General features: G+C 59.9%; 27 protein-coding genes. 15 read left to right on the top strand and 12 right to left on the bottom strand.

Going from position 1 to position 24,057, the window contains the following annotated elements; genetic code table 11:
- Window positions 1-36: 36 nt before the first annotated feature.
- The 8 genes from SPHFLASMR4Y_RS12390 to SPHFLASMR4Y_RS12355 form a co-directional block, all read right to left on the bottom strand.
- Complete coding sequence (locus SPHFLASMR4Y_RS12390) at window positions 37-576, bottom strand: demethoxyubiquinone hydroxylase family protein (RefSeq protein WP_260806964.1); 540 nt, start codon at window positions 574-576, stop codon at window positions 37-39.
- Window positions 569-1,054 carry a disulfide bond formation protein B gene (locus SPHFLASMR4Y_RS12385; RefSeq protein ID WP_089133819.1) on the bottom strand — a complete coding sequence of 162 codons (486 nt, stop codon included), beginning with the start codon at window positions 1,052-1,054 and terminating at the stop codon, window positions 569-571. The genes SPHFLASMR4Y_RS12390 and SPHFLASMR4Y_RS12385 overlap by 8 nt, the downstream gene beginning before the upstream one ends.
- A 9-nt stretch (window positions 1,055-1,063) precedes the next feature.
- Window positions 1,064-2,428, bottom strand: coding sequence for a S41 family peptidase (locus SPHFLASMR4Y_RS12380; protein WP_089133818.1), 1,365 nt, complete (start codon window positions 2,426-2,428; stop codon window positions 1,064-1,066).
- Between the two features lie 127 nt (window positions 2,429-2,555).
- A complete protein-coding gene (locus SPHFLASMR4Y_RS12375; protein ID WP_089133817.1) occupies window positions 2,556-3,752 on the bottom strand; it encodes a murein hydrolase activator EnvC family protein in 1,197 nt (398 codons plus the stop codon).
- Between the two features lie 4 nt (window positions 3,753-3,756).
- Window positions 3,757-4,179, bottom strand: a complete 423-nt coding sequence (locus SPHFLASMR4Y_RS12370) for a 23S rRNA (pseudouridine(1915)-N(3))-methyltransferase RlmH (protein ID WP_089133816.1) — start codon at window positions 4,177-4,179, stop codon at window positions 3,757-3,759.
- A gap of 12 nt (window positions 4,180-4,191) precedes the next feature.
- Window positions 4,192-4,515 (bottom strand): ribosome silencing factor, encoded by a 324-nt coding sequence (gene rsfS, locus SPHFLASMR4Y_RS12365; RefSeq protein WP_089134871.1) that lies wholly within the window; start codon window positions 4,513-4,515, stop codon window positions 4,192-4,194.
- 92 nt (window positions 4,516-4,607) lie between these two features.
- Complete coding sequence (locus SPHFLASMR4Y_RS12360; protein ID WP_089133815.1) at window positions 4,608-5,249, bottom strand: nicotinate-nucleotide adenylyltransferase; 642 nt, start codon at window positions 5,247-5,249, stop codon at window positions 4,608-4,610.
- Between the two features lie 10 nt (window positions 5,250-5,259).
- Entirely contained in the window at window positions 5,260-6,513 is a 1,254-nt protein-coding gene (locus tag SPHFLASMR4Y_RS12355; protein WP_089133814.1) for a glutamate-5-semialdehyde dehydrogenase, read from the bottom strand.
- A gap of 247 nt (window positions 6,514-6,760) precedes the next feature.
- Here SPHFLASMR4Y_RS12355 and SPHFLASMR4Y_RS12350 point away from each other — a divergent pair, with 247 nt between their 5' ends.
- Together SPHFLASMR4Y_RS12350 and SPHFLASMR4Y_RS12345 are read left to right on the top strand one after the other, a co-directional pair.
- A complete protein-coding gene (locus SPHFLASMR4Y_RS12350; protein ID WP_089133813.1) occupies window positions 6,761-7,954 on the top strand; it encodes a M23 family metallopeptidase in 1,194 nt (397 codons plus the stop codon).
- Window positions 7,947-8,369: a polymer-forming cytoskeletal protein gene (locus SPHFLASMR4Y_RS12345; RefSeq protein WP_236554039.1), complete on the top strand. Its 423-nt coding sequence runs from the start codon at window positions 7,947-7,949 to the stop codon at window positions 8,367-8,369. The genes SPHFLASMR4Y_RS12350 and SPHFLASMR4Y_RS12345 overlap by 8 nt, the downstream gene beginning before the upstream one ends.
- Window positions 8,370-8,414: 45 nt before the next feature.
- Here the strand turns inward: SPHFLASMR4Y_RS12345 and SPHFLASMR4Y_RS12340 are convergent, their stop codons facing one another.
- Window positions 8,415-9,923 carry a YifB family Mg chelatase-like AAA ATPase gene (locus SPHFLASMR4Y_RS12340; protein ID WP_089133811.1) on the bottom strand — a complete coding sequence of 503 codons (1,509 nt, stop codon included), beginning with the start codon at window positions 9,921-9,923 and terminating at the stop codon, window positions 8,415-8,417.
- Between the two features lie 176 nt (window positions 9,924-10,099).
- Between SPHFLASMR4Y_RS12340 and SPHFLASMR4Y_RS12335 the strand changes: the two genes are divergently transcribed.
- The 9 genes from SPHFLASMR4Y_RS12335 (at window position 10,100) to dapE (ending at window position 16,601) form a co-directional block, all read left to right on the top strand.
- Window positions 10,100-10,822 (top strand): hypothetical protein, encoded by a 723-nt coding sequence (locus SPHFLASMR4Y_RS12335; protein WP_260806963.1) that lies wholly within the window; start codon window positions 10,100-10,102, stop codon window positions 10,820-10,822.
- A gap of 140 nt (window positions 10,823-10,962) precedes the next feature.
- On the top strand, window positions 10,963-11,298 hold the full coding sequence (locus SPHFLASMR4Y_RS12330; RefSeq protein ID WP_260806962.1) for a PGPGW domain-containing protein: 336 nt from the start codon (window positions 10,963-10,965) through the stop codon (window positions 11,296-11,298).
- 107 nt (window positions 11,299-11,405) lie between these two features.
- Window positions 11,406-11,540 carry a 50S ribosomal protein L34 gene (rpmH, locus tag SPHFLASMR4Y_RS12325; RefSeq protein WP_089133810.1) on the top strand — a complete coding sequence of 45 codons (135 nt, stop codon included), beginning with the start codon at window positions 11,406-11,408 and terminating at the stop codon, window positions 11,538-11,540.
- Between the two features lie 114 nt (window positions 11,541-11,654).
- Complete coding sequence (gene rnpA, locus SPHFLASMR4Y_RS12320) at window positions 11,655-12,005, top strand: ribonuclease P protein component (RefSeq protein WP_313906732.1); 351 nt, start codon at window positions 11,655-11,657, stop codon at window positions 12,003-12,005.
- On the top strand, window positions 12,002-12,211 hold the full coding sequence (gene yidD, locus SPHFLASMR4Y_RS17370) for a membrane protein insertion efficiency factor YidD (RefSeq protein ID WP_260806961.1): 210 nt from the start codon (window positions 12,002-12,004) through the stop codon (window positions 12,209-12,211). The genes rnpA and yidD overlap by 4 nt, the downstream gene beginning before the upstream one ends.
- Before the next feature lie 53 nt (window positions 12,212-12,264).
- A complete protein-coding gene (yidC, locus tag SPHFLASMR4Y_RS12310) occupies window positions 12,265-14,112 on the top strand; it encodes a membrane protein insertase YidC (protein ID WP_089133808.1) in 1,848 nt (615 codons plus the stop codon).
- A complete protein-coding gene (gene yihA / locus SPHFLASMR4Y_RS12305) occupies window positions 14,109-14,729 on the top strand; it encodes a ribosome biogenesis GTP-binding protein YihA/YsxC (RefSeq protein ID WP_089133807.1) in 621 nt (206 codons plus the stop codon). The genes yidC and yihA overlap by 4 nt, the downstream gene beginning before the upstream one ends.
- Before the next feature lie 62 nt (window positions 14,730-14,791).
- Complete coding sequence (locus SPHFLASMR4Y_RS12300) at window positions 14,792-15,463, top strand: glutathione S-transferase family protein (RefSeq protein WP_089133806.1); 672 nt, start codon at window positions 14,792-14,794, stop codon at window positions 15,461-15,463.
- A gap of 10 nt (window positions 15,464-15,473) precedes the next feature.
- Window positions 15,474-16,601, top strand: coding sequence for a succinyl-diaminopimelate desuccinylase (gene dapE / locus SPHFLASMR4Y_RS12295; RefSeq protein WP_089133805.1), 1,128 nt, complete (start codon window positions 15,474-15,476; stop codon window positions 16,599-16,601).
- Window positions 16,602-16,628: 27 nt separating this feature from the next.
- On the opposite strand, the gene SPHFLASMR4Y_RS17155 is transcribed toward dapE, so the two are convergent.
- The 3 genes from SPHFLASMR4Y_RS17155 to SPHFLASMR4Y_RS12280 are packed head-to-tail and all read right to left on the bottom strand — an operon-like array spanning window position 16,629 to window position 19,191.
- Window positions 16,629-17,189 (bottom strand): Smr/MutS family protein, encoded by a 561-nt coding sequence (locus SPHFLASMR4Y_RS17155; RefSeq protein WP_186265930.1) that lies wholly within the window; start codon window positions 17,187-17,189, stop codon window positions 16,629-16,631.
- Window positions 17,190-17,192: 3 nt separating this feature from the next.
- Complete coding sequence (locus SPHFLASMR4Y_RS12285) at window positions 17,193-18,494, bottom strand: murein transglycosylase A (RefSeq protein WP_089133804.1); 1,302 nt, start codon at window positions 18,492-18,494, stop codon at window positions 17,193-17,195.
- Window positions 18,495-18,519: 25 nt separating this feature from the next.
- Window positions 18,520-19,191, bottom strand: coding sequence for a Tim44/TimA family putative adaptor protein (locus tag SPHFLASMR4Y_RS12280; protein ID WP_145955531.1), 672 nt, complete (start codon window positions 19,189-19,191; stop codon window positions 18,520-18,522).
- A gap of 311 nt (window positions 19,192-19,502) precedes the next feature.
- Between SPHFLASMR4Y_RS12280 and secB the strand changes: the two genes are divergently transcribed.
- The 4 genes from secB (at window position 19,503) to murA (ending at window position 23,987) form a co-directional block, all read left to right on the top strand.
- Window positions 19,503-20,012 carry a protein-export chaperone SecB gene (gene secB, locus SPHFLASMR4Y_RS12275; RefSeq protein WP_260807155.1) on the top strand — a complete coding sequence of 170 codons (510 nt, stop codon included), beginning with the start codon at window positions 19,503-19,505 and terminating at the stop codon, window positions 20,010-20,012.
- 23 nt (window positions 20,013-20,035) lie between these two features.
- Window positions 20,036-21,625, top strand: coding sequence for a murein biosynthesis integral membrane protein MurJ (murJ, locus tag SPHFLASMR4Y_RS12270; protein ID WP_089133802.1), 1,590 nt, complete (start codon window positions 20,036-20,038; stop codon window positions 21,623-21,625).
- A 4-nt stretch (window positions 21,626-21,629) separates the two neighbouring features.
- Window positions 21,630-22,625 (top strand): tryptophan--tRNA ligase, encoded by a 996-nt coding sequence (gene trpS / locus SPHFLASMR4Y_RS12265; RefSeq protein ID WP_089133801.1) that lies wholly within the window; start codon window positions 21,630-21,632, stop codon window positions 22,623-22,625.
- A 78-nt stretch (window positions 22,626-22,703) separates the two neighbouring features.
- Complete coding sequence (gene murA / locus SPHFLASMR4Y_RS12260; protein WP_089133800.1) at window positions 22,704-23,987, top strand: UDP-N-acetylglucosamine 1-carboxyvinyltransferase; 1,284 nt, start codon at window positions 22,704-22,706, stop codon at window positions 23,985-23,987.
- Window positions 23,988-24,057: the final 70 nt, after the last annotated feature.

Genomic DNA, 24,057 nt, shown 5'->3' with positions numbered 1-24,057 from the left:
CCGGCCTGAACCGGTGCTGAAGCGGCCCACGCTTCCCTAGATTCGTTTCGACAATCCGATAGCAACCCGGCATCCCAGCCGGATCGCCGCGCTCAACACCGGATAGCCGGGCGTCTCTTCCGCGCCCGATGCAATAGCCGTTGCCTTATGCTCCAATTCCTCTTCGCGAAACTCCGCAATCATACGGGTCAGCTCGGGTTCGCTTTCGGCTTCAAGTGCACCGAGCTGCTCCTGATAATGCTGGTCTATCTCGGTTTCTACCGCCGCCGTGCAGGCCATCGCCGCGCGAGGGCCCATTGCTGCCGTTGTCGCGCCCAGCGCATAGCCGGCCATTTTCCAAAAAGGCTGCAAGATTGTGGGCCGTACGCCACGCTCTGCTATCATCTGGTCAAAAGCATCGAGATGGCGCTGCTCCTGTTCCGCCATGTGATGGATCTCGCTGCTCTGCGGCGCATGGTCGCCCATCACCGCCAGCTGTCCCTTGTAGATTTGCGCCGCACCATATTCCCCGGCCTGGTTGACCCGGATCATTGATGCGATATCCGCTCTGGTTTGTCCCAATTTTGTCTCAGACATGGCCGGTATCCTTTCGCCGCTTGGCAAGCATGACCAAGATGAGAATGGCACCGCTCGCTGACAAGAGAAAATTAAAACCGGCGAGGGAAATGCCGAACAGTGACCAGGGCGCGACATCGCAACGCACAAGCGGTGCGCTCATGATCGAATCGAGCATATCGCCGCCAGCCGGGACATTGGTCGCACAGGAAGTCAGCCCTTCCCACCAGCCATATTCGACACCGGCGTGGAACCCGCCGATCAGGCCGCTTGTCAATATCGCCAGCGCAGCGGCCAGCACCAGCATTGTGGATGCAGGCCTGGCGCGCAACATCAGCGCAATGACAGCGAGAACGATCGCGACGAGATGCGGCCATCTTTGCCACATGCACATTTCGCACGGATAGAGATCAAAGCCATATTGGCCGATCAGCGCGCCGCCGAGCAATGCCGTCGGAAGCAAAAGGGCCAGCCAGGCAGCGTTGCGGACAAATGCCATCGGGTGGCCCTAGTTTTTCGCGACCAGGGTTTTCTTGCCAGTCTTTTTGGCGGCCTTGTTTATCGCCATTTTCAATCCGTCGGGTCCGAGGCGACCAATGGTCTGCAAGGCATAATGCAGTTGAAAATCCTCCACACCCTGCTCTTTCAACTCTTCGGCCGTTTGGGTGAAGCGGGGATCATCCTTGCTGTCTTCCTCGAGCACCTCGTCTTTCAGCTTGATTTCGTTGACGAGATGACGGCGCAGATCGGATTCGCGGAACCGCGGCCGGGTCTTGTAGTCAGGATCGGACAATTGCGGCACATTGATATCCGGTTCGATACCACCTTCCTGCACGGACTTGCCCGAAGGCGTGTAATAGCGCGCCGTGGTCAGGCGCAGCGCACTGTCATTGGAAAGCGGCAGCAAGGTCTGCACCGAACCCTTGCCGAAACTGCGCTCGCCCATGACCAGCGCGCGGTGATGATCCTGCAGGGCGCCGGCGACAATTTCGGATGCCGAAGCCGAACCGGCATCGATCAGGACAATGACCGGCAGCCCGCCAGCGGCATCACCGCTCTTGGCGAAATAGCGTTCGATATCGGATTTTTCGCGACCGCGTTGGGACACGATTTCGCCGCGCGACAGGAAAACGTCGGAAACCGACACGGCTTCATCAAGCAAGCCGCCCGGATTGGAACGCAGATCCAGCACATAGCCCAGCGGCTTCTTGCCGAGAGACTGGTCGATACCGGCAATTGCTGCGGCGACATCGGCACCGGTTTCATTGGAGAAACTGTTGATGCTGATCACGCCGATTTCGTCCCTGACCTCCCAGGTAACCGGCTTGAGATCGATAATCGCGCGTTTCATCGACACATCGAATGGCTTGTCGCGGCCAGGGCGGACGATCGTGATGGTGATCGGATCACCAGGCTTGCCACGCATTTCCTCGACCGCCTCATCCAGCGTGCCGCCGTAGATCAGTTCGCCATCGATATGAGTGATATAGTCGCCCGCTTTGACGCCTGCCTTGTCGGCCGGCGTGTCCTTAAACGGAGCAATGACTTTTACCGCGCCGTCTTCCAGAGTCACCGAAAGACCGAGGCCGCCGTAATTGCCGTCGGTCTGTGTCCGCAGATTTTCAAAGTCACGCGCTCCGAGAAAGCTGCTGTGCGGATCTAGGCTGGCCAGCATGCCTTCAATAGCGCCCTTGATAAGATCGGCGTCATCGACCTGATCGACATAGTCATTCCGCACCCGTTCAAAGACGCTCATGAACTGTTCCATTTCCCGGTAGGTATTGGCGTCAACGGCGGAAATTGCCGACGTTGTCGCGGGCAAAAGCGCGACGGTCAGCACAAGAGCGGCGGCTTGCAAAACGGGCTTTTTCATCAATAATGTCCTGTCGGTATAAATCGGCACCAAATATAGGCTGGAATCGTCTGTAAAGCAAAGCAGCTTAACCAATAATGACGCGAGCCTTCGACCAACGACAATTTTCGCGTCTTTTCCCCGGTTTTCAGCCGATCAGGGCGGCAATATCGATCGGCCTGCCATTGCGGCGCAACTCGATGGTGACTGCGGGATCATCGGCTCCGGACCGCCCGACCGGAGCCCCTTGCACCACCCGGTCGCCGACCGCGACACTGCCCGTCGCCATATTGGTGATCAGACTCGTCCAGCCTGCAGCATGTTCGATGATCAATATGTTGCCATAACCCCGGTAACGACCCGCATAAGCCACCCGTCCGGCAGCCGGCGCAACGATCTGCGCGCCTGGGTCGACGGCAATGGTAAGCCCGCGCGAACGGTAACCGCTGTCGGATATCTCGCCGAGGCCGGTGACAACTTCACCGATTACCGGCAAGCGATAGGCACTGGCAACTTCACCCTCCCGCGAAGGCCGGTCAGCCGGAGACTCCTGCCCCTGACCGGGCCGCAGCAAGGGTCCCTCGAGATCTGCCAGTGATTCACGCACCGCTCCGCTTTCGCGTATCCGGTCCATCAGATCCAATATGTCGCGCGCTTCCTCGCCAAGCGCGAGGGCCTGGTCCTGCTCGATCCCCGCATCGTCGGAAAAGCGCCGGGCCTCGATCCTTTCGCTGGCCTCGAGACTGGCCAATTGCTGACGCCTATCGCGCAGCCGACGCTGGCTTTCGTCCAGCGAGGCAAGCGCGCGGGCCGCCTGCTGGCGAAGCTCCTCACCCTGCCTGACCTCGTCGCGAAGGCTGGCGGTACGCCGCTCTATTTCGGGCATCACCGCAGACAGGATCGAACGCATGTAGATAAGCTCGTCGAGCGAACGCGGTTCCACCAGAGCCAGCGCGGTCGGCTTGCGGGTCATCATCTGCAGCGCGGCCGTCAGCCGGATCATTGGTCCCTGCTTTTCCGCCAGACGGGCCCGCTGGCGCTGCTGAAGTTTGGCGACAATGGCGATACGGGTGCGGGCGGCCTTGATATCGGCTTCAGCGGACTGGATGCGGGCCGCGAGCGCTGCTGCTTCGGCGGCAATCCGGTCGGCATCATTGCTCGCCGCTTCGGCCTGCCGGCGCAAGGCCTCGCTGCGCTGGCGGGCGCGTTCGGATTGTTCGCGCGCGGTCAGCAGGCTGCGTTGCTGTTCGGAAAGGCTCGGCCCGGGAGACTGCGCAGAAAGCAGCGCTGCACCGGTCGTGGCAAGGCCAAGAAAGGCGATCAGGGCAAGCGCGGAACGGATCATTTGCTCATCCTTCCCGGTGATAGGGATGGCCGGCAATGATCGAAGTCGCCCGGAACAGCTGTTCGGCGAGCATCGCCCGCGCCATCATATGCGGCCAGGTCGCTTTGCCGAAGGAAAAGAAATGATCTGCACTGGCGCGTTCATCAGCGCTCAGGCCATCGGCAGCACCAATCAGGAACCGCGCTTCGCGCGCGCCGTCATCGCGCCAGGCCGAAAGCAGATTGGCGAATTTTTTCGAGGTCCAGTTTTCACCGGTCTCGTCCATGGCGATGATTCTGGTTACACCCTGCAGCTTCGGCATCTTGCCACCCTGGTCGGGCAGCTCGCTGATCTTCACGTCCCAGCCGATGCGTTTTACATAGCGGTCAACAAGCTCCGCTTCCGGACTGCGGCCGATTTTGCCGCGGGCGACGATATGCAGCCTCATCGCCCGGCGATATCAGGCTTCGGCGACTTCTGCCGCATCGCCTTCCTCATCAACGGCCCACATCCGCTCCAGATTGTAGAAGCTGCGAACTTCCGGCCGGAACAGATGCACGATCACATCACCCGCATCGATCAATACCCAGTCGGCATTGGCGAGACCTTCGATTCGGGCGGTACCACCGGCTTTTTTGACGCGCTCGGCCAGTTTCTGAGCGATCGCGGCGACCTGCCTCGTCGAACGCCCTTCCGCGATCACCATATGATCGGCGATATTGCTTTTGCCGGCCAGCGCTATGGAAACAATATCCTGTGCCTGATCATCGTCGAGCGATTTCATGACAAGCGCGTGGAGCGCGTCTGATTCGGCCTTTCCTTCCTTGGAAGTAGCAGATTTCAGAGCTTTTACCTTCGGTTTCGTCACCTTAAATCCTAATCTTCTGGGCCAATCAGCCGGTGTGTCACCGCGTCACGAACGCGGCGATCATCATATTGCTGATGCCAATGGGGCCGGGCCATCCGGATCGCGGTGGCCGAGCGTGGGTCGGGACGATAGCGCAGGAATGTCAGCGCCGGCGTACTCCAGTTGGTCCAGTTACGACGCTGGCTCGCGGGGTGGACGAAGCGCCGCAGCCAGGCCATTGCGGGAGCCGCAAAAGCATCATCATCATAGCCGGGTCTCGAAATAACTGCAATCGGCAATAATCGGGCGATCTTTCGCCAGTCTTTCCAGCGGTGGAATTGCGCCAGATTATCGGCACCCATGATCCACACAAACTGCCGTTTCGGATAGCGGCGCACCAGTTTGCACAGCGTGTCATAGGTGTAGCGCGTGCCCAGATCCTGCTCGATGGCAGTCGGTTTGATTCTGCTGCGGCGTGCCATTTTTTGGGCGGATGCCAGTCGCGCATGCAGTGGCGCCATGTCTCTGGCCCCTTCTTTCAGCGGGTTGCCCGGTGAAACCAGCCACCAATATTCGTCCAGATCCAGCTCTTCGATGGCAAACAGACTGATCGAACGATGAGCGCCATGGGCGGGATTGAACGATCCGCCAAGCAGGCCGGTGGTTTTCACCAGGACCGGCTCAAGGCCGCACTTGCCCGGTTCCGCGCACCACCCATTTATAGGTGGTCAGACCTTCCAGCGCCACCGGACCACGCGCATGCAACCGCCCGGTCGAAATGCCGATTTCCGCACCCAGGCCGAATTCACCGCCGTCGGCGAACTGACTCGATGTATTGTGCATCACGATTGCGCTGTCGGCGCGCTGAATGAACCGTTCGGCCAGTTCGGCATCTTCGGTAACGATGACATCGGTATGATGCGAACCATGTTCGGCGATATGGGCCAGCGCCTCATCCACCCCGTTCACCATCGCGACCGACAGGATCGGCGCAAGATATTCGGTATCCCAGTCCGTCGCCTCGGCCGAGACGATGCGTTCGTCCAGCTCGAGTATGGCGTCGTCGCCGCGCAACTCGCAACCGGCCTCCAGCAGCGCCCGTACCAGCGCGCCAGGCGCTGGATAATCCTGATCGATCAGCAAGGTTTCCATCGCGCCGCAGATTCCGGTGCGACGCATTTTCGCATTGACGGCGATGGCGATGGCTTTGTCCTGATCCGCGTCCTTGCCGATATAACTGTGGTTGATGCCATCGAGATGCGCCAGCACCGGCACCCGGGCTTCATCCTGCACCCGCTTGACCAGCGACTTGCCGCCGCGCGGAATGATGATGTCGATCAGTCCGCTGGCTTTCAGCATGGCCCCCACCGCAGCACGGTCGGTGGTCTGGACCAGCTGGATCGCGTCGGCAGGAAGCCCCGCTTCGACAACGCCCGCCGCCATGGCTTCAAAAATAGCGCCATTGCTGTGGATCGCTTCCGAACCGCCGCGCAATATGACGGCATTGCCGGATCGCAATGTCAGGGCCGCCGCATCGGCGGTCACATTGGGGCGACTTTCGTAAATGATGCCGATAACGCCCAAGGGGACCCGGACGCGTTCCATCGACAGGCCATTGGGCCGTTCGGTACGATCGATGGTCTGTCCGACGGGATCGGGCAGATCGGCAACCTGCTCCACCGCTGACGCAATGGCTTCAAGCCGGCCTTCGTCGATCATCAGCCGGTCGATCATGGCTTCAGTCAATTCGCGTTCCCGGGCGCTTTCCACATCGCGCTGGTTGGCGGCCAATATGGTCTGTTGATTGGCGCGCAATTGCCGCGCCGCCGCTTTCAGGGCGGCAGATTTCTGGCCTTCGCTCACCCCGGTGAGCTGTGAGAATGCGGCCCGTGCCTTGCGGCCCATGTCGGTAATCAGTTGTGCAGATTCAGTCATAGAGGGGCTGCTAGCATGGTGGCGGCGGCAATTTAACCCACAATCGCCACTAGTTCGGGCAAGAAATTTTTGCCCTGCCTCAACAATCGATTACCCCGAATCGGCATTCTGGCGGACAAATTATTCCCAATCACGCAATTCATCGCACGACTCGTTCGACTCGTCACGAGTCGCCCTGATGCGAGTCGCCAGCCTCCCTACCCTCTGCTAGCGACCGGTCGGGGATTACGAATTACAACGGCGGGTCATGCACAAACACAATACCGGACAAGGGTTAAGAGCCCGGCTGGACCATATGTTTACGGATCGCGAATTTTTCATGCGATCACACGGACAGGTCCGTTTTCTGACAATTTCGGCTAAATTGCAGAAACGTATATTCTATACTGTAGCTGCGGCGCTGTTATTCTGGCTCCTGATCACGCTCGCCATGATGGTCAATCAGCTTACCGTGACCGGCGAACGCATGGCGCTTGCCCAGAAGGAAGCCGAGGTAAACAGCACCGAAAGCCGCGTCGCCAATTACAAGGCGTCGATCGAAGACGTCGCTGCCGATCTCAAGCAGCGGCAGGATGTTCTCGATCAGATGACCGAACAATTTGTAGGCGAACAGGCGGACGCAACGGAAACAGCGGCAGAGAAACAGACCGACGGGCAATTGTCGGAAAGCACTCGGAAGATCAGCGCGGCCTTTCCCGAAGCGGCCCGGCTGGCCGAGCTTGAGGCCCGGCAGATCAAATTTGCCCGGCGCCTGACAAGAGCCGCCAACCAGCGCACCGAGCAAGCCGAAGAAGCGATTCGCAAATTCGGCCTGAACCCCGAGAAATTGAGCAAGAATTCCATGGCTGCCATGGGTGGTCCGCTGATTCCCTTTTTCAACAATAAGGACGAGCAACTGCACCCCACGCTTGAGCGGCTCAATCTGGCGCTGCAGCGGATGGACGCATTGGAGCGGACCCTGATCGCAATCCCGTCCGGCAAACCGTCGACCACGGGAATGATATCGAGCAGCTATGGGTATCGCCGCGACCCGTTTACCGGGGGCAGCGCGCTGCACAGCGGCATTGATTTCAAGGGCCCGCGCGGCCTGCCGATCCTCGCCGCAGCCGGCGGCAAGGTCACCCATGCCGGGTGGAAATCCGGCTATGGCAAGACGGTGGAAATCACCCATGGCAATGGCCTGATGACCCGCTATGCACATTTGTCGAAGATCGGCGTGACCGCCGGCCAGAAGATTGAACAGGGAATACAGCTGGGGGCTATGGGAAGCACGGGACGATCGACCGGCACGCATCTGCATTTCGAGGTGCGGCTGAACGGACGCGCCATCAACCCCCGACCATTTTTAGAGGCGAATAGTGATGTTCTCAAAATCAAAGCCATCGCGCGACAACGCGCCAGCGCACCGAAACGCAACGAGTCAGGCTCCGACCGTGGCTAGAAGCAGTGGCAGCAGCGGATCCAGTTTCTCGATCATTGGTGACGGGATCGTGATCACCGGCAATATCGAATCGAAGGTCGACCTGCATATCGACGGAGAAGTGATTGGCGACGTCAAATGCCTGTCGCTGGTCCAGGGACCGTCAAGCAAAATCAAGGGCGCCATCGTTGCCCAGAATGCCAGCCTGTCCGGTGCGGTCGAAGGATCGATCGATGCCGGTGATCTGGCGATTGCTTCCACCGCCCGTATCGGCGGTGACGTGACCTATGAAAATGTAACGATCGAGCAGGGCGGCCATGTTGACGGCAAGTTCAAGCACCGTAGCAGCAAATCGCCCAATCTGGCCAAATCGACGGTCGATGTGAAGGAAATGGCAATCCCGCTGGAGCTGACCTCCGACGACCGGGCAGCCTGACCGCCCCATCGGACATCGGCTGTTGGCCACCAATGGGTCCGATAGTCAGTTCCGGGGCGCCTGCCGTCTGTAGCTGAGCGCTTCTGCCACATGGATGCGGCCGATATTGTCCGCCCCCGCCAGATCGGCGATGGTCCGGGATACGCGCAAGACTCTTGTATAACCGCGCGCGGTGAGACGCATCGCGTCTGCCGCCTGCCCGAGCAGCGCCTGCCCCGGCGAGTCGGGCGTTGCATAGGTTTTCATCGCGTCACCGTCTATTTCGCTATTGGTACGCGCATCCAGATCGGCGTAGCGCTGGGCCTGGATTGACCGCGCCCGGGCAACCCGCGCTGCCACCATTTCCGACCCCTCTGCCGGAGGCGGCATGGTGAGATCTGCTGCAGACAGCGCCTGCACCTCGATATGCAGATCAATCCGGTCAAGCAGCGGGCCGGATATCTTGGCCTGATAATCGGCGGCGCATCGCGGGGCGCGCGAACAGGCCAGCGCGGCATCGCCGAGATGCCCACAGCGGCAAGGGTTCATCGCCGCCAGCATCTGGATACGCGCCGGGAAGGTCACATGGGCGTTGGCCCGGGCGACGCTGACCTCTCCGGTTTCCAGCGGTTGCCGCAGTGAATCGAGCACCGCTCGCTGAAATTCCGGCAATTCGTCGAGGAACAGGACGCCGAGATGCGCCATGCTGACCTCGCCGGGCCGGACCTTCAGCCCACCGCCGACCAGCGCTGCCATCGATGCGCTGTGATGCGGGGCCCGAAACGGGCGCTGGCGCGACATCTGGCCACCTTCCAGCGTACCGGCGACCGATGCCACCATCGACACTTCCAGCGCTTCCGATGGAGACAGCGGCGGCAAAATGCCCGGCAAACAGGATGCGAGCAGCGACTTGCCCGATCCGGGCGGACCATTCATCAGCAGATTATGGCCTCCCGCCGCGGCAATTTCGAGCGCCCGCTTGGCCGTTTCCTGCCCCTTTACCTCTTTCAGGTCGGGACCATAATCCGGTTCCGGCGCATCTCCGGTTTCCGGCGGTGTCAATATCGACTGACCCTTGAAATGGTTGAGCAGCGCCAGCAGGTCCTCCGGGGCCAGAACCTCGACATCGCCGGCCCAGGCCGCTTCCGGCCCCTGCAAGGCGGGACAGACCAGACCCAGATTCTGGGCCGATGCATGAAGCGCCGCCAGCAATACACCGGGGGTGACGGCAAGCCGGCCGTCGAGCGACAATTCTCCGACCACGATATAGCTCGCCAGGGTCTCCGCATCGATAATGCCCATTGCACCGAGCAGCGCCAGCGCGATCGGCAGGTCGTAGTGGGAACCGGCCTTGGGCAAATCGGCGGGTGACAGATTGACAGTGATCCGTTTGGGGGGCAGCGAAAGGCCCATTGCCGCGATCGCAGCGCGGACCCGCTCGCGACTCTCGGCAACTGCCTTGTCCGGCAGGCCGACCACGTTGAACGCAGGCAGGCCGGGCGCGACCTGGCATTGCACTTCCACGCCTCGCGCCTCCAGTCCGAGATAGGCCACCGTCTGAACCAGCGCCACCATTATCGCCGCTCCAATTTCATGCCGGGAACAGTGGCAATGCCGCGGGAAGGAGTCGAGCCGCAACCGCGCCATGTCCGCAACGGTCAAGAGCGGGGCGACGGCCGGAAACGGATGCTTAATATCAGCTAACCAAGTTCTGACACTTTTTGGCAAGCGCCAGGGCACAGAGTAGAGGCATGAGCAGTGTTTTTTCTATCAACCTGGTGCCCGAGTCGGCCCCCGCGAGCGGCGGCTTTCTGGCCAGCGCGCTGGTCCTGTTCGCGCTGCTGCTCTTCCCGGCCCAGCCCGCGCTCAGCGCCAGCAGCTATACCGTCACCGAAACAGTCGAGATTTTCGAATATGATCTGGAGGCGCCGGATGCACCGGCAGAACCGGCCGGCACCGCCTATGGCCAATATGGGCCGTTTCGCGTGGTTGCCGCCGACGCGGTGGAGATGACCGGCACGGTCGACAGCTACACGCCCGCCCTGTTCCGCAGGATGATGGGGGATTTTCCCGCAATCCGGCGAATCGAAATGCTCGATTGCGACGGATCGGTGGATGAAGAGGCCAATCTGCGTCTGGCCCGGATGATCCGCAACGCAGGCATCAGCACTCACGTGCCGGCGGGTGGCTCGGTGCGATCCGGTGCGGTCGAACTGTTTCTCGCCGGTGTTCGGCGGACCGCCCATCGCGACGCAGAATTTGTTGTGCACAGCTGGATGGACGAGGACGGCCTCGAGGCCAATGATTATCCGGCCAATGACCCGGTCCATGCGGAATATCTGGATTATTATGCCGAAATGGGCGTGCCCAGGGGCACCGCGCAGGAATTTTACGCGCTGACCAACAGCGTTCCCTTTGCCGATCAGCTGCGCCTGTCGCGCAATGACATGGCCCGGTTCCAGATCGTCCATTAACCCCGGGTCGCCCTGAATCGTCATCGAATCAGGCCCTCGTTCAGCTCTTATGCATGGACCGGGAACAATAATCTCTTTCACGCGCTTTAGTTGACAGAGCGGACTTGCGACTCCGCCCGCAAAGCACCAAGTGGAACGGGATGACCGACAGAATGACCAACACGCGCTGGAAATATACTTCAGGATCGCGATTCGTGCTTACGGTCATCGGTTTCACGCTGATCATCATTTCGCCGATCATTGGCGCGATTCCCGGCCCGGGTTTCATCATCGTCTTTCCGATCGGTCTGGCGCTGGTCCTGCAGAACTCGCGCTGGGCGAAGAAACGCTATGTCGATTTCAAGCGGCGCTTCCCCCATTATGGCAAATGGACCGACTGGGCGATGCGCAGGCGCCACCACAAGACGCTGCCCGACGATTTTGAACTGCCGATTTTCGGCAAGGTGAAGACCGGCAACCGGGACAAGAAAGTCTAGCGCTATCGCTTGACTTTCCGCGCCTGCCTGCCTAATCGCAGCGACAACGTATCGGCCGCAGCTTATGGCGGCCTTTTTTATCGAAATTTTGACGTAGGATAATCGCGATGAAGCGTACATTTCAACCAAGCCGTCTGGTCCGCAAGCGGCGCCATGGTTTTCGCGCCCGCAAAGCCACTGTCGGTGGCCGTAAAGTACTGGCATCCCGCCGTAGCCGTGGCCGCAAGAAGCTTTCTGCCTAACAGCGAATGACCGCGCGTGCTACGCCTGCCGAAGCACGCCCATCGCCGGATCCTCTGGATTTGAAGAATCCTTCAGCCGATTCGGCGCCCGCTGATTCATATCAGTTCATCGATGTGATTCGCAAACGTGCGGATTTCCTCGCTGCCAACCGTGGCAAGCGATTCGTCACCCCCAACTTTGTCTTGCTTGCGCATCGGCGGCGTCCCGATCACACGATCGCGGCAGACGACATGCGCTATGGCATCACGGTTACCAAGAAAATCGGTAATGCTGTCGCACGCAACCGGATGAAACGCCGGTTCCGGGCGCTGCTGGCGGAATGTCTGCCGGACCATGGTATCGCCGGCGTCGATCATATCATGATTGGCCGCAAAACGGCGCAAGAGAGCGATTTTGCCATCATGAAGGCGGACCTGGAAAAAGGCCTGAAATTTCTGGCGAAAAAGCTGGGGCAGACCGGGTGAAAGCGGTTTTCATCTTTTGCGTGCGATGCTGGCAATGGGGCCCGTCGCGTATTTTGCCTCCGACCTGCCGCTATCAACCGACTTGCAGCAGCTATGCGATTGAGGCGATCGAGAAACATGGTGCAATTAGGGGTAGCTGGCTGGGGGCTAAACGGCTATTGCGCTGCCATCCTTGGGGAGGCTCGGGCTATGATCCCGTGCCTTGATACCCTGAACACCGATCCAGATTACAACAATTGGCCGAAAGCGGGACGAGATAGTGGACGACAAGCGTAATATTATCATGGCGATACTCCTCACGGGGATCATCCTGTTCGGCTGGCCGTTGCTGATGGAACAATTTTTCCCGGACATGGCCAACAAGAACGAAATCGTCGAGCAGGCCGATGCACCGGCCAATGACCAGGTCGGCGGCGACATGACTGTTCCGGGGACCGGCAGCGCCGACATCAGCGCGGTCACCGCCCCTGCGAAAATCAGACCTCTGGCCACTGTCCTGCGCGAAAGCCCCCGCGTGTTGATCGAAACACCGCGCCTTCAGGGCTCGATCAATCTCAAGGGCGGACGCATCGATGACCTCACGCTGACCGATCATACAGTTGATATGAGCAAGGACAGCAAACCGGTCCGGCTCTTCGCACCGTCCGGCACCAAAGACGCCTATTTCAGTCGTGTTGGCTGGGCCGGCGACGGCGTTGCGGTCCCCGATGACAATACAATCTGGTCGGCTGACCAGAGCCGCTTGACCCCGGACACGCCGGTCACCCTGAGCTGGTCGAACGAAACCGGACAGACCTATAGAATAAAACTGTCGATCGATCCGGACTATCTGATCACCACCGAACAGAGCATCATCAATCGCGGCGAGAATGCGATTGCGCTCCGGCCTTACGGGCTGATCAACCGGAAACGGGATCTCGACAATATCCCGGCCAATGAAGCCAGCACCTGGACCATCCACTCGGGTCCGGTCGGCGTCTATGAAGGCGCGGCAAATTATGATGTGGATTACGAGAATCTGGCCGGTGAAGAGCCGGGCTTTTTTGCAGGCCTGTTCGGGACCTCTGCGGTCGCCGGAACCAATAGCTATGACAAGGAAGTCAGCTGGCTCGGCTTTACCGACAAATATTGGCTGGGTGCCCTGATCCCGGAAGACATCAACGATGTCGACGCGAAATTCCGCTCCGGCGGCGGCGATATATTCCAGGCGGAAATTGCGAAAAAGAGCGCACAGATCATCGCTCCCGGCAAACAGCTGACGACCACTACCCGTCTTTTTGCCGGTGCCAAGGAAAACGCCCTGCTGGAAAAATATGAAGCAGAATATGGCATCAAGAATCTGGATCGCGCCATCGACTGGGGCTGGTTCTACTGGTTCGAGAAACCACTCTTCTATCTGCTAAACTGGCTGTTCCAGCTGGTCGGCAATTTCGGCATCGCGATCATCCTGATGACCTTCGTTGTCCGCGGCGTCATGTTCCCGATTGCACAGAAGCAGTTCGCCTCGATGGCGCAGATGCGTGCCGTGCAGCCTAAAATGAAGGCGATTCAGGAAAAGTACAAGGACGACAAGCAGCAACAGCAGCAGGAAATCATGAAGCTGTACAAGGACGAGAAGGTCAATCCGCTGGCCGGCTGCCTGCCCATATTCCTGCAGATCCCGATCTTCTTCGCGCTGTATAAAGTGCTGATGCTGTCGATCGAAATGCGGCACCAGCCGTTCGCCTTGTGGATCAAGGACCTGAGCGCCCCCGATCCGTTGACGCCGGTCAACCTGTTCGGCCTGCTGCCCTTCGATCCGCCAACCTTCCTCGCGGTCGGTATCTTGCCGATCCTGATGGGTATCACCATGCACTTGCAGTTCAAACTGAACCCGGCGCCAATGGATCCGATGCAGAAACAGATTTTCAGCATCATGCCATGGATTCTCGTGTTCATCATGGCGCCCTTTGCCGCCGGTCTGCAGCTCTACTGGACGGTGTCGAACATACTCACCATCGCCCAGCAGAAATGGCTCTATTCGCGCCACCCGCAGATGAAGGAAATGATGGCGAAGGAAGCCGAGGAAAAGGCGAAAAAAGCGGCCGCTGACAAGGCGGAGGCATGACCCCTCTTCATCCGAAGATCTTTTCGGGCCCTATCAGCTTTCTGAAAAGCGCTCCGCAGCTGCAGTTTCTGCCGGACCCGAAAGTCCCGGAAATCGCCTTTGCCGGCCGTTCCAACGTGGGAAAATCATCGCTGATCAACGCGCTGACCAACCGCAATGGTCTGGCGCGGACCTCAAATACGCCCGGGCGAACGCAGGAGTTGAATTTTTTCGATATCGGCGATCCGCTGATCTTTCGCATCTGCGACATGCCCGGCTACGGCTTTGCCAAGGCGCCGCCAAAAGTAGTGCAGAAATGGCGTTTCCTGATCAACGACTATCTGCGCGGACGGGCCGTTCTCAAACGCACGTTCGTGCTGATCGATTCCCGGCACGGCATCAAGCCGGTTGACGAGGAAGTGATGGAAATGCTCGACAAGGCTGCCGTCAGCTACCGGATCGTCCTGACCAAGGCGGACAAGGTGAAGCAGGAACAACTGGATGCCACGGCGCAGCAGGTCGCGGCCATCGCCAAAAAACATCCTGCAGCCCATCCCGATCTGTTGCTTACATCATCGGAAAAGAAGCAGGGCATTGACGAACTGCGGCAGGCTGTGCTCGACGCAGTGCAGGACTAGTCCACCGGCAGCGACAACGCTTTTCTATACACAGCGCGCCATATTTGGTTATGGGACAGACTATGAAACTGATAATCGGAAACAAAGCCTATTCCAGCTGGTCGATGCGCGGCTGGCTGGCGTGCAAACAGTCGGGCCTGTCTTTTGAAGAACTGACCGTCCCCCTGTTCGGCGACGATTGGGACCATGTCCGCGAGAGCGAGAATTTTGCGCCTTCCGGCGGCAAGGTTCCGATCCTCTGGGATGGCGAGACGGTGGTCTGGGACAGTCTGGCGATCGTCGACTGGCTGGCTGACAAGACCCACCGCGACCGGTTCTGGCCAAAGGACGAAACCGCACGGGGCATGGCCCGTTCGATGGCAGCCGAGATGCATTCAGGCTTCATGGCGCTGCGTCGGCAATGCCCGATGAACACGCGCAAAATTTATGAAGGACTGGATCTGAGCGACGAAGTCAAGGCGGACGCCGCCCGGATTATCGAACTCTGGGCACAGGCGCGGGCGCGCTTTGGTGGTGGAGGACCATTTCTGTTCGGCACCTATGGCGCCGCCGACATCATGTATGCCCCGATCGTCTCGCGCTTCCAGACTTACGGGTTCCGTCTGCCAGGATTTGCCACCAGCTATATGCAGACCATATTGGACCATGAGTGGACCGCGCAATGGATGGAAGCCGCCGAAGAGGAACCTTGGGTGATCGAACGGCTGGAAAATCCCGAAGCGGCAAAAGGCTAGGCATCCGGACATGACCGCACCAACAGCACTCGAACTGGCCAAAAGGCTGATTGCCCGGCCCAGCATCACCCCCGCTACCGGTCCTGTTTTTGATGAAATGGAAGCGATGCTTGCACCGCTGGGATTCGACATAACCCGCTTCATCGCGGGTGGTCCGCCGGACGGTCCGGTTGAGAATCTTTTTGCCATTCGCAAAGGACCGGCAGGATCCCGCCACTTTGCCTATGCCGGGCATCTTGATGTCGTGCCACCCGGTCAGGGCTGGCAGACCGATCCCTTCGTACCGGAAATTCGCGGCGACCTTCTATATGGCCGCGGCGCTGTCGACATGAAAGGCAGTATCGCCGCCTTTGTCGCTGCGCTGCACGGTGTGCCGGAAGATCTCGGAACAATAAGCCTGATCATCACCGGTGACGAAGAAGGTCCAGCCCGCTTCGGCACGGTGGCACTGATGGACCTGATGGCAGAGCGTGGCATCACTCCCGATCTTTGCCTCGTCGGTGAACCAACGTCGGTTAACCGGCTCGGCGACATGATGAAGATCGGGCGGCGCGGCTCGGTCAATATGTGGGTGACGGTCAACGGCACGCAGGGCCATGTCGCCTATCCGCAAAACGCCGACAATCCGATCACCAAGCTTGGCAAGATTCTCAGCGAAATTGATTCGCTGCAACTGGACGAAGGCACAGACTGGTTCCAGCCGAGCAATATCGAGTTTACCGACCTGCACGTCGGCAATCCGGCGCACAATGTGATCCCGGCGAGGGCAGAGGGCCGCTTGTCGATCCGCTTCAACGACCGGCACAGCGGCGAGAGTCTCAGCGCCATGGTGCGGGACATAGTCGAGCGTCATGGTGGCGAACTGAAACCGGTTATTTCCGGCGAACCCTTTCTGACGCCGCCGGGAGAATTTTCCGATATCGTTTCCGCGGCCGTTCGCGAAATCACCGGTGTGGAACCGGAACTGTCCACCTCGGGCGGGACTTCGGATGCACGGTTTCTTGCCAAAATCATGCCGGTGGTCGAATTCGGTCTGTGCAATGCGACGATGCACAAGCTCGACGAGGCGGTTGCGATTGAGGATCTGGAACAGCTGTCCAGAATTTTCTCGCTGGTCGTCAAGCAGGCCTTGCGCTGACCGCCAGACAACTGCGGTCCGTCCCGCTTAGCGGTGACGCCTTAATATGATGTAGAGCGCGCCGGCGCCACCATGCCGGGGATGGGCCCGGCGCACGGTCGCAATATGCGCCGCATGCCGCGATGCCGCCAGCCAGTCGGAAATGGCAGAGCGTATCGCGCCGCGCCCACCTTCCCGACGCCGTTCCTCGTCGCTCCGGGCCTTGCCGGTTATCAGCAGGATCGCGCGATGACCGGCCGCGATGCTCAACTCCAGCGCACTGTCGAGTCTGCCATGCGCGGACGACAGGCTATAGCCGTGTAAATCGACGGTAACGTCAGGCTGCACCATACCTTTGGCAAGGCGACGATCCCAGCCGCCGTCGAGACCATGTTTGGTCGGTACCGGCTTCTGATCACGCAACGGGATGGCTTTGGCCGGCTTTCCACCGAAACTTTCGGCGGTGATCGGCCCGGATATCTCGCGCGGCCGTCTGGCGACGGGAAGACTGTCCACGCGCTCGACCCGGCCCTGGTCCAGCGGCTCGACACTCTCGATAAATTTCTGCCAGAGCGCCTTTTCACCGGCGGTAAGAGGCCGGTCCGACACGGATTACTGGCCCGGGTTCCGGCGGGCCGCGACGAGCCGGGAAACCGTTCCCTTGGGCAGGAAGATCAGCGCCTGGCCACGAGACGACATGCCACCGGCAATGCGGGCCGCTTCCTCGCCGGCGCCCCAGAACGTATCGAAGCGGTTCGGCCCCTTGATCGCACCGCCGCTATCCTGCGCCACCCAGAGTCCGTCGGCGATATCATGTTCCATGTCGAGGAACACCGGCGCGCCCAGCGGCACGAACATCCGGTCAGCCGCGACCGAGGTCCGCGCTACCACGGGGTGGCCCATGGCGCCCAATGGGCCTGGCCTGGTCAGCTCCTGGAAAAAGACATAGCTTTTATTCTCGCGCATGATCTTCATGCCCTCTTGCGGATTGGCGCGCAGCCATTCGACAATGCCTTGCATATTGGTTTTGCCGTCCGCGAGCAGACCGCGTTCGCGCATTACTTTGCCGATACCGGTATAATCATGGCCATTCTGTCCGGCATAGCCGATCCGCATGACCGACCCGCCGGGAAGCGCCAGACGCCCGCTGCCCTGAATCTGCAGGAAGAAGAAATCGATATAGTCGCGCGCCCAGGCGATCTCGAGCCCTTGTCCGGCAAGGGCTCCGTCATCGATCGCCGCCCGGTCTTCAAACGGCACCAGCTTGGTTCCCTCGACCTTGCCACGGACCCGCTTGTCTTTCAGCGCCTCGGAAAACAGGCCGAGATCGACATCGATCAGATTGGCGGGCCGGCGATAGATCGGCACCGGATAGCGGGCATTCCGGAATCGCGAGCCGTCGATCTGCGGTTCGAAATAGCCGGTCGCAAAAGCCCGGCCGTCGCCGACCTGCGCCGCTTCGAAATAGGAGGTAAAAAAGCCGATTGCATCCCGGTCCTGCCAGTTCTGGGCGGCAGCGCAAGACAATTGCCAGTCGCTGCCCGTCGTCAGGCCGCTATTGTCCTCGCGACGGACCAGAGAGGAACAGCTGGTGCGGTAGGATTGCAACGCCGAGGACGCCTTCGCATCGGTTAGTCCGAGCGTCGCGATGTCCGGACCGAGCGCGATACCGGAACCGGTCGCGCGGGTCTGGTCATCACCGATTTTGACAAGCTGGGCGGGATCGACCGGCTGAAATGTTGCTGCCGAATCCTGTTGATAGGCCGGCGGCGGGGCGGCCGGAGCGGGTGTGGCTTCTGTAACCCATTCACCATCCTGCTGAACGGAACGGCCTTGCGCTGCGCCTTCGGGGATGATGGTCAGGGAACAGGCGCTGACCAAAGCCATTGCTCCGCAAAGCGTCCCGATTTTCATGACCCTGTTGCTCGCCGACCGGGGGTCAGGCCTCATCGGTTTCGTCGAGCAGCCAGTTGGGATCAGCGCTCGACAGATCGCGGCTGAACGTCCAGACATCGTGGGTTTCCGCGGCATCGGAAAGCGAGCCGCCAATCAGATTGCCCTTCTTGTCTTTCACCACTGCAGCGATATCGGCGTCGAACTGCACCGTGATACTGGCGACCGGCCGACGATATTCCGCTGCCGAAATACGCGCATTGTCGATCCGCACCAGCTGGTTCTCCAATATTTCGCCGCGTTCCTCACGCGCGTCGATGGCTTCGGCAAAGCTCTCGTAAACATCGTCATCGCACAGCAGTTTCAATTCGTCCTTGTCGCCCTTCCAGAAGGCTTCCAGAATCATGCCATAGGCTGCTTGCGCCCCTTCGATGAACCGGCCAACGTCAAAATTGCGGTCGGCGCTGAGGATTTCGCGCATCCCGGCTTCGGCATTGCTGTCATAGACCATGTTCGGCGTTCCGGCCGCTGCGTGGGCGGGAACGATATCCGGAACATGCGGCTTGGCGTCATCCAGCGGCCGGCGATCACCGGTGCGCGGTTCGATATTGCGCGGCATATGTTCCTGCTCATGACCACTGCGCTTGCCCAATACGGAATAGAGGCGCAGGCCAAGAAAGGCCGCTACCATTGCCAATAATATGATTTCGATGGTCACTTCGGTATCCAATCTTTGCTTTGACCCTATACATAGGCGGAAACAGGGGCGGTTTCAAATAGCATTCCTGAAAAAGCCGCTTAGCCCCGGTTGGTCATCCGCTTCTACCGCCCATTTTGTGAACCTGCGCTTACAAAAGGGGTGCGGGCGCGGGCTGCCGGACCGGTGGTTTACTCTTTCATTGCCCTTGGTTCTTTCCCCTGCTAGGCGCGCAGCGCACGGCGCGGCAATATGCGCCTGAGGACATGTTTGACTGATTTTCCGAAAGGACAGGCCCGATGGCTGATGAGAATGAAAAAGAAGGCAGCACAATGGAACCGAGCGGCAATGTAACCACGCCGGATCCGCTTGCCAATGGCGCCGATACCCAGCCGCAAATCGGTGTGATTTCGCAATATGTGAAGGATCTTTCGGTCGAAAACCCCAACGCGCCGGACGTCTATCAGTGGAACGCACAGCCCCAGATTGACGTACAGTTCAACATCGGCTCTTCCCAGATCTCCGACGAGGTCCATGAAGTCGAGCTGAAAATCGATGTCACGGCAAAGGCGGACGAGGGCGTCGCCTTCGCAGTCGAGCTGCTCTATTGCGGTCTTTTCGGGCTGCGCAACGTGCCGGAAGACCAGGCGCATCCGTTCCTGTTCGCCGAAGCACCGCGGCTGCTCTTCCCCTTCGCCCGGTCGATCATTTCCGACGCCGTTCGCGATGCCGGATTCCAGGCCCTGCTGCTCGAGCCGATTGATTTCACGGCCCTCTACATGCAGCAGCGCGAGCAGATGGCGGCACAGCAGGCGGGCGAGCAACCGGTTGGTAACGCCTAGGCACTCTTGCTAGGATAGCGGGGATGAACCTGCTGAAATCCACCGGGACGATCGCGGGACTGACGCTGGTCAGCCGCATTTTCGGCTTCGTCCGCGACATCCTGCTGGCCCGCATTCTCGGGGCCGGTGCCGCGGCCGATGCCTGGCAACTGGCTTTCCAGCTGCCCAATATTTTCCGCCGCCTGTTCGCCGAAGGCGCTTTTTCGGCGGCTTTTGTGCCGCTGTTCAACCGCAAGATGGAAGAGGACGAGAACCGGACGGCGGCGCAGAATTTCGCCGTCGACATATTGTCGGTATTCGTACCGCTGCTGCTGGTCTTTTCCGCGGTCATGATGCTGGTCATGCCGGGCATCATCTGGCTGATCGACGATTTCGGCAGGGGCGGCAGGACCAGCGGTTTTTCGATATCGCTCGCGCGAATAACCTTTCCCTATCTCGGGCTGATCAGCATCACCACCCTGTTCGCGGCCATCTTGAACTCGCTGAGCAAGTTCGCGGCTGCGGCAGCAGCGCCGATCATGCTCAATATCTGCATGATCAGTGCCCTGCTTGCGGCACATCTTGTCAATGACGGCAATGACCCCCGGCAGACTGCCTATTTTCTGGCCATCGCCGTGGCCATCGCCGGTCTGGCGCAAATGCTCTGGCTTTACTATTGGGCGCGCAAGACCGGATTCCGATTTCCTCTCAAAATGCCTCGGTTCAACGCCGATGTGAGGGAGTTGGGCGTGCTGATCCTGCCGGCCGTATTTGGTGCCGGCATTTACCAGATCAGCCGCTTCGTCGATCTGTTCTTCCTCGGGCGCTTGCCGGAAGGCTCGTTCGTTTATCTGGCGATGGCGGACCGGCTGAATCAGTTGCCGCTTGGAATCATCGGCATTGCCCTCGGCACTGCTATTCTGCCAGCCCTGTCGCGTTTCATCGCCAAGGATGACCAGGGCGGGGCCCAGCGGCTGCAAAGCAATGCCATAGAACTGGGCCTGCTGCTCACCATTCCCGCCGCGATCGCCTTGTTCTTTGCAGCCGGACCGCTGGTCACCTCTTTCTATGTCGGCGGCAATTTCACCGCTGCCGATGGCCAGACCACCGCTGCCGTTGTCGCCGCGCTGGTTGTCGGATTGCCCGCCTATGTGCTGGTGAAAGTGCTGATCCCCGGTTTTTTCGCGCGCAAGGATACCAGAACACCAGTCTATACCGCGGGCATTTCGCTGGCCGTCAACATCACGCTCAACCTGTTGCTGATCCCGCTCTACGGGATCACGGGGCTGGCCGTTGCCGGCGCGGTTGCCGCCTGGTGCAATTGCGCAATGCTCTACACGATGCTCCACCGGCGGGGACATTTCCATCTGGAATGGACCTTGCTGCTGCGGATCGGACGGATCACATTGTCCGCTGCCGGGATGGCGGTCGTGCTGGTCTATGCTGCACCGATCGGCGACGGCCTCTATGACGGAACGATCTGGCAGCGAGTCGGATCGATCACCGCTCTGGTCAGCGTCGGCGGACTGGTTTATGCGGCACTCGCATGGCTGACGGGCGCGGTCGATCGCGACAAGATCACCATGTTGACGAAGAAGAAGGCGGCGGAAGACGCCGCAAGCGAAGGAAGTTAAGACAATGCGGACGGTATCGGGCATCCAGCCCACAGGTAATCTCCATCTCGGCAATTATCTCGGCGCGATCAAGAACTGGGTGAAGATGCAGGACGAGAGCGAGTGCCTGTTTTTCCTCGCCGATATGCACGCTATTACCGTGCATAATGACCCCGCCGAACTGTCGGCCAATTGCCGCGCAATGGTTGCGGTGCTGGTCGCTGCCGGCCTGGATCCGGAGAAGTCGATTCTGTTCAACCAGGCCCGCGTGCCGGCGCATGCCGAACTGGCGTGGATGCTGATCTGCAACACGCCGATGGGCTGGCTCGATCGCATGACACAGTTCAAGGAGAAATCAGGCAAGCATAAGCAAAGGTCCTCGCTCGGGCTCCTTGCCTATCCGGTATTGCAGGCTGCGGACGTCCTTTCCTATCAGGCCACCCACGTGCCGGTCGGCGATGACCAGAAACAGCATCTCGAACTGGCCCGCGACATTGCCACCAAGTTCAACAGCGATACCGGCACCGAGACCTTCACTCTGCCGGAGCCCTTCATCGGCAAAACAGCGGCGCGGATCATGAGCCTGCGCGACGGTACCGCGAAAATGAGCAAATCGGACCCGTCCGATCTCAGCCGGATCAACATGAGCGATGATGACGACACGATCGCGCGCAAAATGAAAAAGGCAAAGACCGACCCGGAACCGCTGCCCGACAATATGGCCGATCTCGCCGACCGACCGGAAGCGAAAAATCTGATCGGTATCTATGCCGCTCTTGCGGACCAGTCACAGGACGCGGTTATCGCAGAATTTGCAGGCAAGGGTTTTGGCGACTTCAAACCGGCGCTGGCCGATCTGGCTGTCAGCACGCTGTCGCCAATCCGCCAGCGGTTCGAGGAGTTGCGCAAGGACACGGATGCGATTGACGCGATTTTACGCAACGGATCGGAAAAAGCGTCCGCTCTGGCACGACCAACGGTGGAAGCCGCATATACTGCGCTTGGCTTGCTGAGAGACTGACGGCTTTTGCTGCACCGTCGGGATCGACACCGGCGCAATAGACTTGCCTGCATCACCAATTCCGGTAAATGCTAGACCATGGATATTATCTCGATACGCGGCGGCAATCGCCTGTCTGGCACGATTCCCATTTCGGGAGCCAAGAATAGCGCCCTGACCCTGCTGCCCTGCGCGCTGCTGACCGATGAACCGGTGACCCTGCGCAACCTCCCCCGGCTGGCCGATGTCGACAGTTTCGGACATCTGCTCAATCAGCTGGGTGTTTCGACCACTATCGAGGGTGCGCGACCGGAGGATTTCGGCCGGGTGATGACGCTCAAGGCGGGCCGGATCACCTCGACCGAGGCCCCTTATGATATTGTTCGCAAGATGCGGGCCTCAATCCTTGTTCTGGGCCCGCTGCTGGCCCGCGCGGGTGAATGCCGGGTGTCGCTGCCCGGTGGATGCGCCATCGGCAACCGGCCAATCGACCTCCATCTCAAGGCGATCGAAGCGCTTGGTGCGACCATCGAGACGACCAGCGGCTATGTCATCGCGCGCGTGCCCGATGGCGGGCTGCCGGGCGGAGATTTCACCTTCCCGGTCGTCTCTGTCGGGGCAACGGAAAATGCACTGATGGCAGCGGTACTGGCGAACGGCACCAGCGTCCTGAAAAACGCCGCGCGGGAACCGGAAATTGTCGACCTATGCAATATGCTGGTCGCGATGGGCGCGGAGATTGAAGGGATTGGTTCTTCGACCCTGACAATCACCGGCGTCGAACGGCTGCACGGTTGTACCTACCGGGTGATGTCGGACCGGATCGAAGCAGGCAGCTATGCCTGTGCGGTCGGTATCGCCGGCGGCGAAGTCGACCTGCTTGCCGCCAAGGCAAACGAGATGGAAGCGACGCTGGATGCGCTGCGCCTCGCCGGGCTGCAGATCGATGTCCATGCCAAGGGCATCAAGGTTTCTTCCGATGGCAAGCTGAAACCGCTTACCCTGTCCACCGCGCCTTACCCTGGTCTTGCCACCGACATGCAGGCACAGTTGATGGCGATGCTGTGCCTTGCCGATGGCGCCAGCGTACTGACCGAGACGATTTTCGAAAACCGCTATATGCACGTGCCCGAACTCAACCGGATGGGCGCGGATATCGAGACCAAGGGGCGCACTGCCGTGGTCAGAGGCGTGCAGAAACTGACCGGCGCACCGGTCATGGCCACCGACTTGCGTGCGTCGATGAGCCTCGCCATTGCCGGACTGGCCGCCGAAGGGGAAACCCGCCTGCAGCGTATCTACCATCTGGATCGCGGCTATGAGCGGCTGGAAGAAAAGCTGGCGGCTGTCGGAGCGGATATCGAGCGGATCGGTGGCGATTAATCGTGCCCCGCTAGCACTTATGGCAGCTTGTTTTTGGCCCGTTTTTGCCGTGTAGTCTCCTGAATATCAG

Source organism: Sphingorhabdus sp. SMR4y, assembly GCF_002218195.1.
GTDB lineage: Bacteria > Pseudomonadota > Alphaproteobacteria > Sphingomonadales > Sphingomonadaceae > Parasphingorhabdus.
This window is presented reverse-complemented; position numbering and strand designations above follow the sequence as displayed.

Bases quoted from the DNA above. Each gene is read 5' to 3' on its own strand.
- SPHFLASMR4Y_RS12300 (WP_089133806.1), top strand. From the start codon at position 14,792: ATGAAACTGATAATCGGAAACAAAGCCTATTCCAGCTGGTCGATGCGC.
- SPHFLASMR4Y_RS12340 (WP_089133811.1), bottom strand. From the start codon at position 9,923: ATGGTGGCGCTGGTTCAGACGGTGGCCTATCTCGGACTGGAGGCGCGA.
- SPHFLASMR4Y_RS12385 (WP_089133819.1), bottom strand. From the start codon at position 1,054: ATGGCATTTGTCCGCAACGCTGCCTGGCTGGCCCTTTTGCTTCCGACG.
- rpmH (WP_089133810.1), top strand. From the start codon at position 11,406: ATGAAGCGTACATTTCAACCAAGCCGTCTGGTCCGCAAGCGGCGCCAT.
- secB (WP_260807155.1), top strand. From the start codon at position 19,503: ATGGAACCGAGCGGCAATGTAACCACGCCGGATCCGCTTGCCAATGGC.
- SPHFLASMR4Y_RS12330 (WP_260806962.1), top strand. From the start codon at position 10,963: ATGACCGACAGAATGACCAACACGCGCTGGAAATATACTTCAGGATCG.
- rsfS (WP_089134871.1), bottom strand. From the start codon at position 4,515: ATGAAATCGCTCGACGATGATCAGGCACAGGATATTGTTTCCATAGCG.
- SPHFLASMR4Y_RS12355 (WP_089133814.1), bottom strand. From the start codon at position 6,513: ATGACTGAATCTGCACAACTGATTACCGACATGGGCCGCAAGGCACGG.
- murA (WP_089133800.1), top strand. From the start codon at position 22,704: ATGGATATTATCTCGATACGCGGCGGCAATCGCCTGTCTGGCACGATT.
- yihA (WP_089133807.1), top strand. From the start codon at position 14,109: ATGACCCCTCTTCATCCGAAGATCTTTTCGGGCCCTATCAGCTTTCTG.
- SPHFLASMR4Y_RS12370 (WP_089133816.1), bottom strand. From the start codon at position 4,179: ATGAGGCTGCATATCGTCGCCCGCGGCAAAATCGGCCGCAGTCCGGAA.
- murJ (WP_089133802.1), top strand. From the start codon at position 20,036: ATGAACCTGCTGAAATCCACCGGGACGATCGCGGGACTGACGCTGGTC.
- SPHFLASMR4Y_RS12375 (WP_089133817.1), bottom strand. From the start codon at position 3,752: ATGATCCGTTCCGCGCTTGCCCTGATCGCCTTTCTTGGCCTTGCCACG.
- trpS (WP_089133801.1), top strand. From the start codon at position 21,630: ATGCGGACGGTATCGGGCATCCAGCCCACAGGTAATCTCCATCTCGGC.
- SPHFLASMR4Y_RS12285 (WP_089133804.1), bottom strand. From the start codon at position 18,494: ATGAAAATCGGGACGCTTTGCGGAGCAATGGCTTTGGTCAGCGCCTGT.
- SPHFLASMR4Y_RS12350 (WP_089133813.1), top strand. From the start codon at position 6,761: ATGCACAAACACAATACCGGACAAGGGTTAAGAGCCCGGCTGGACCAT.
- SPHFLASMR4Y_RS12390 (WP_260806964.1), bottom strand. From the start codon at position 576: ATGTCTGAGACAAAATTGGGACAAACCAGAGCGGATATCGCATCAATG.
- SPHFLASMR4Y_RS12380 (WP_089133818.1), bottom strand. From the start codon at position 2,428: ATGAAAAAGCCCGTTTTGCAAGCCGCCGCTCTTGTGCTGACCGTCGCG.
- SPHFLASMR4Y_RS12335 (WP_260806963.1), top strand. From the start codon at position 10,100: ATGAGCAGTGTTTTTTCTATCAACCTGGTGCCCGAGTCGGCCCCCGCG.
- dapE (WP_089133805.1), top strand. From the start codon at position 15,474: ATGACCGCACCAACAGCACTCGAACTGGCCAAAAGGCTGATTGCCCGG.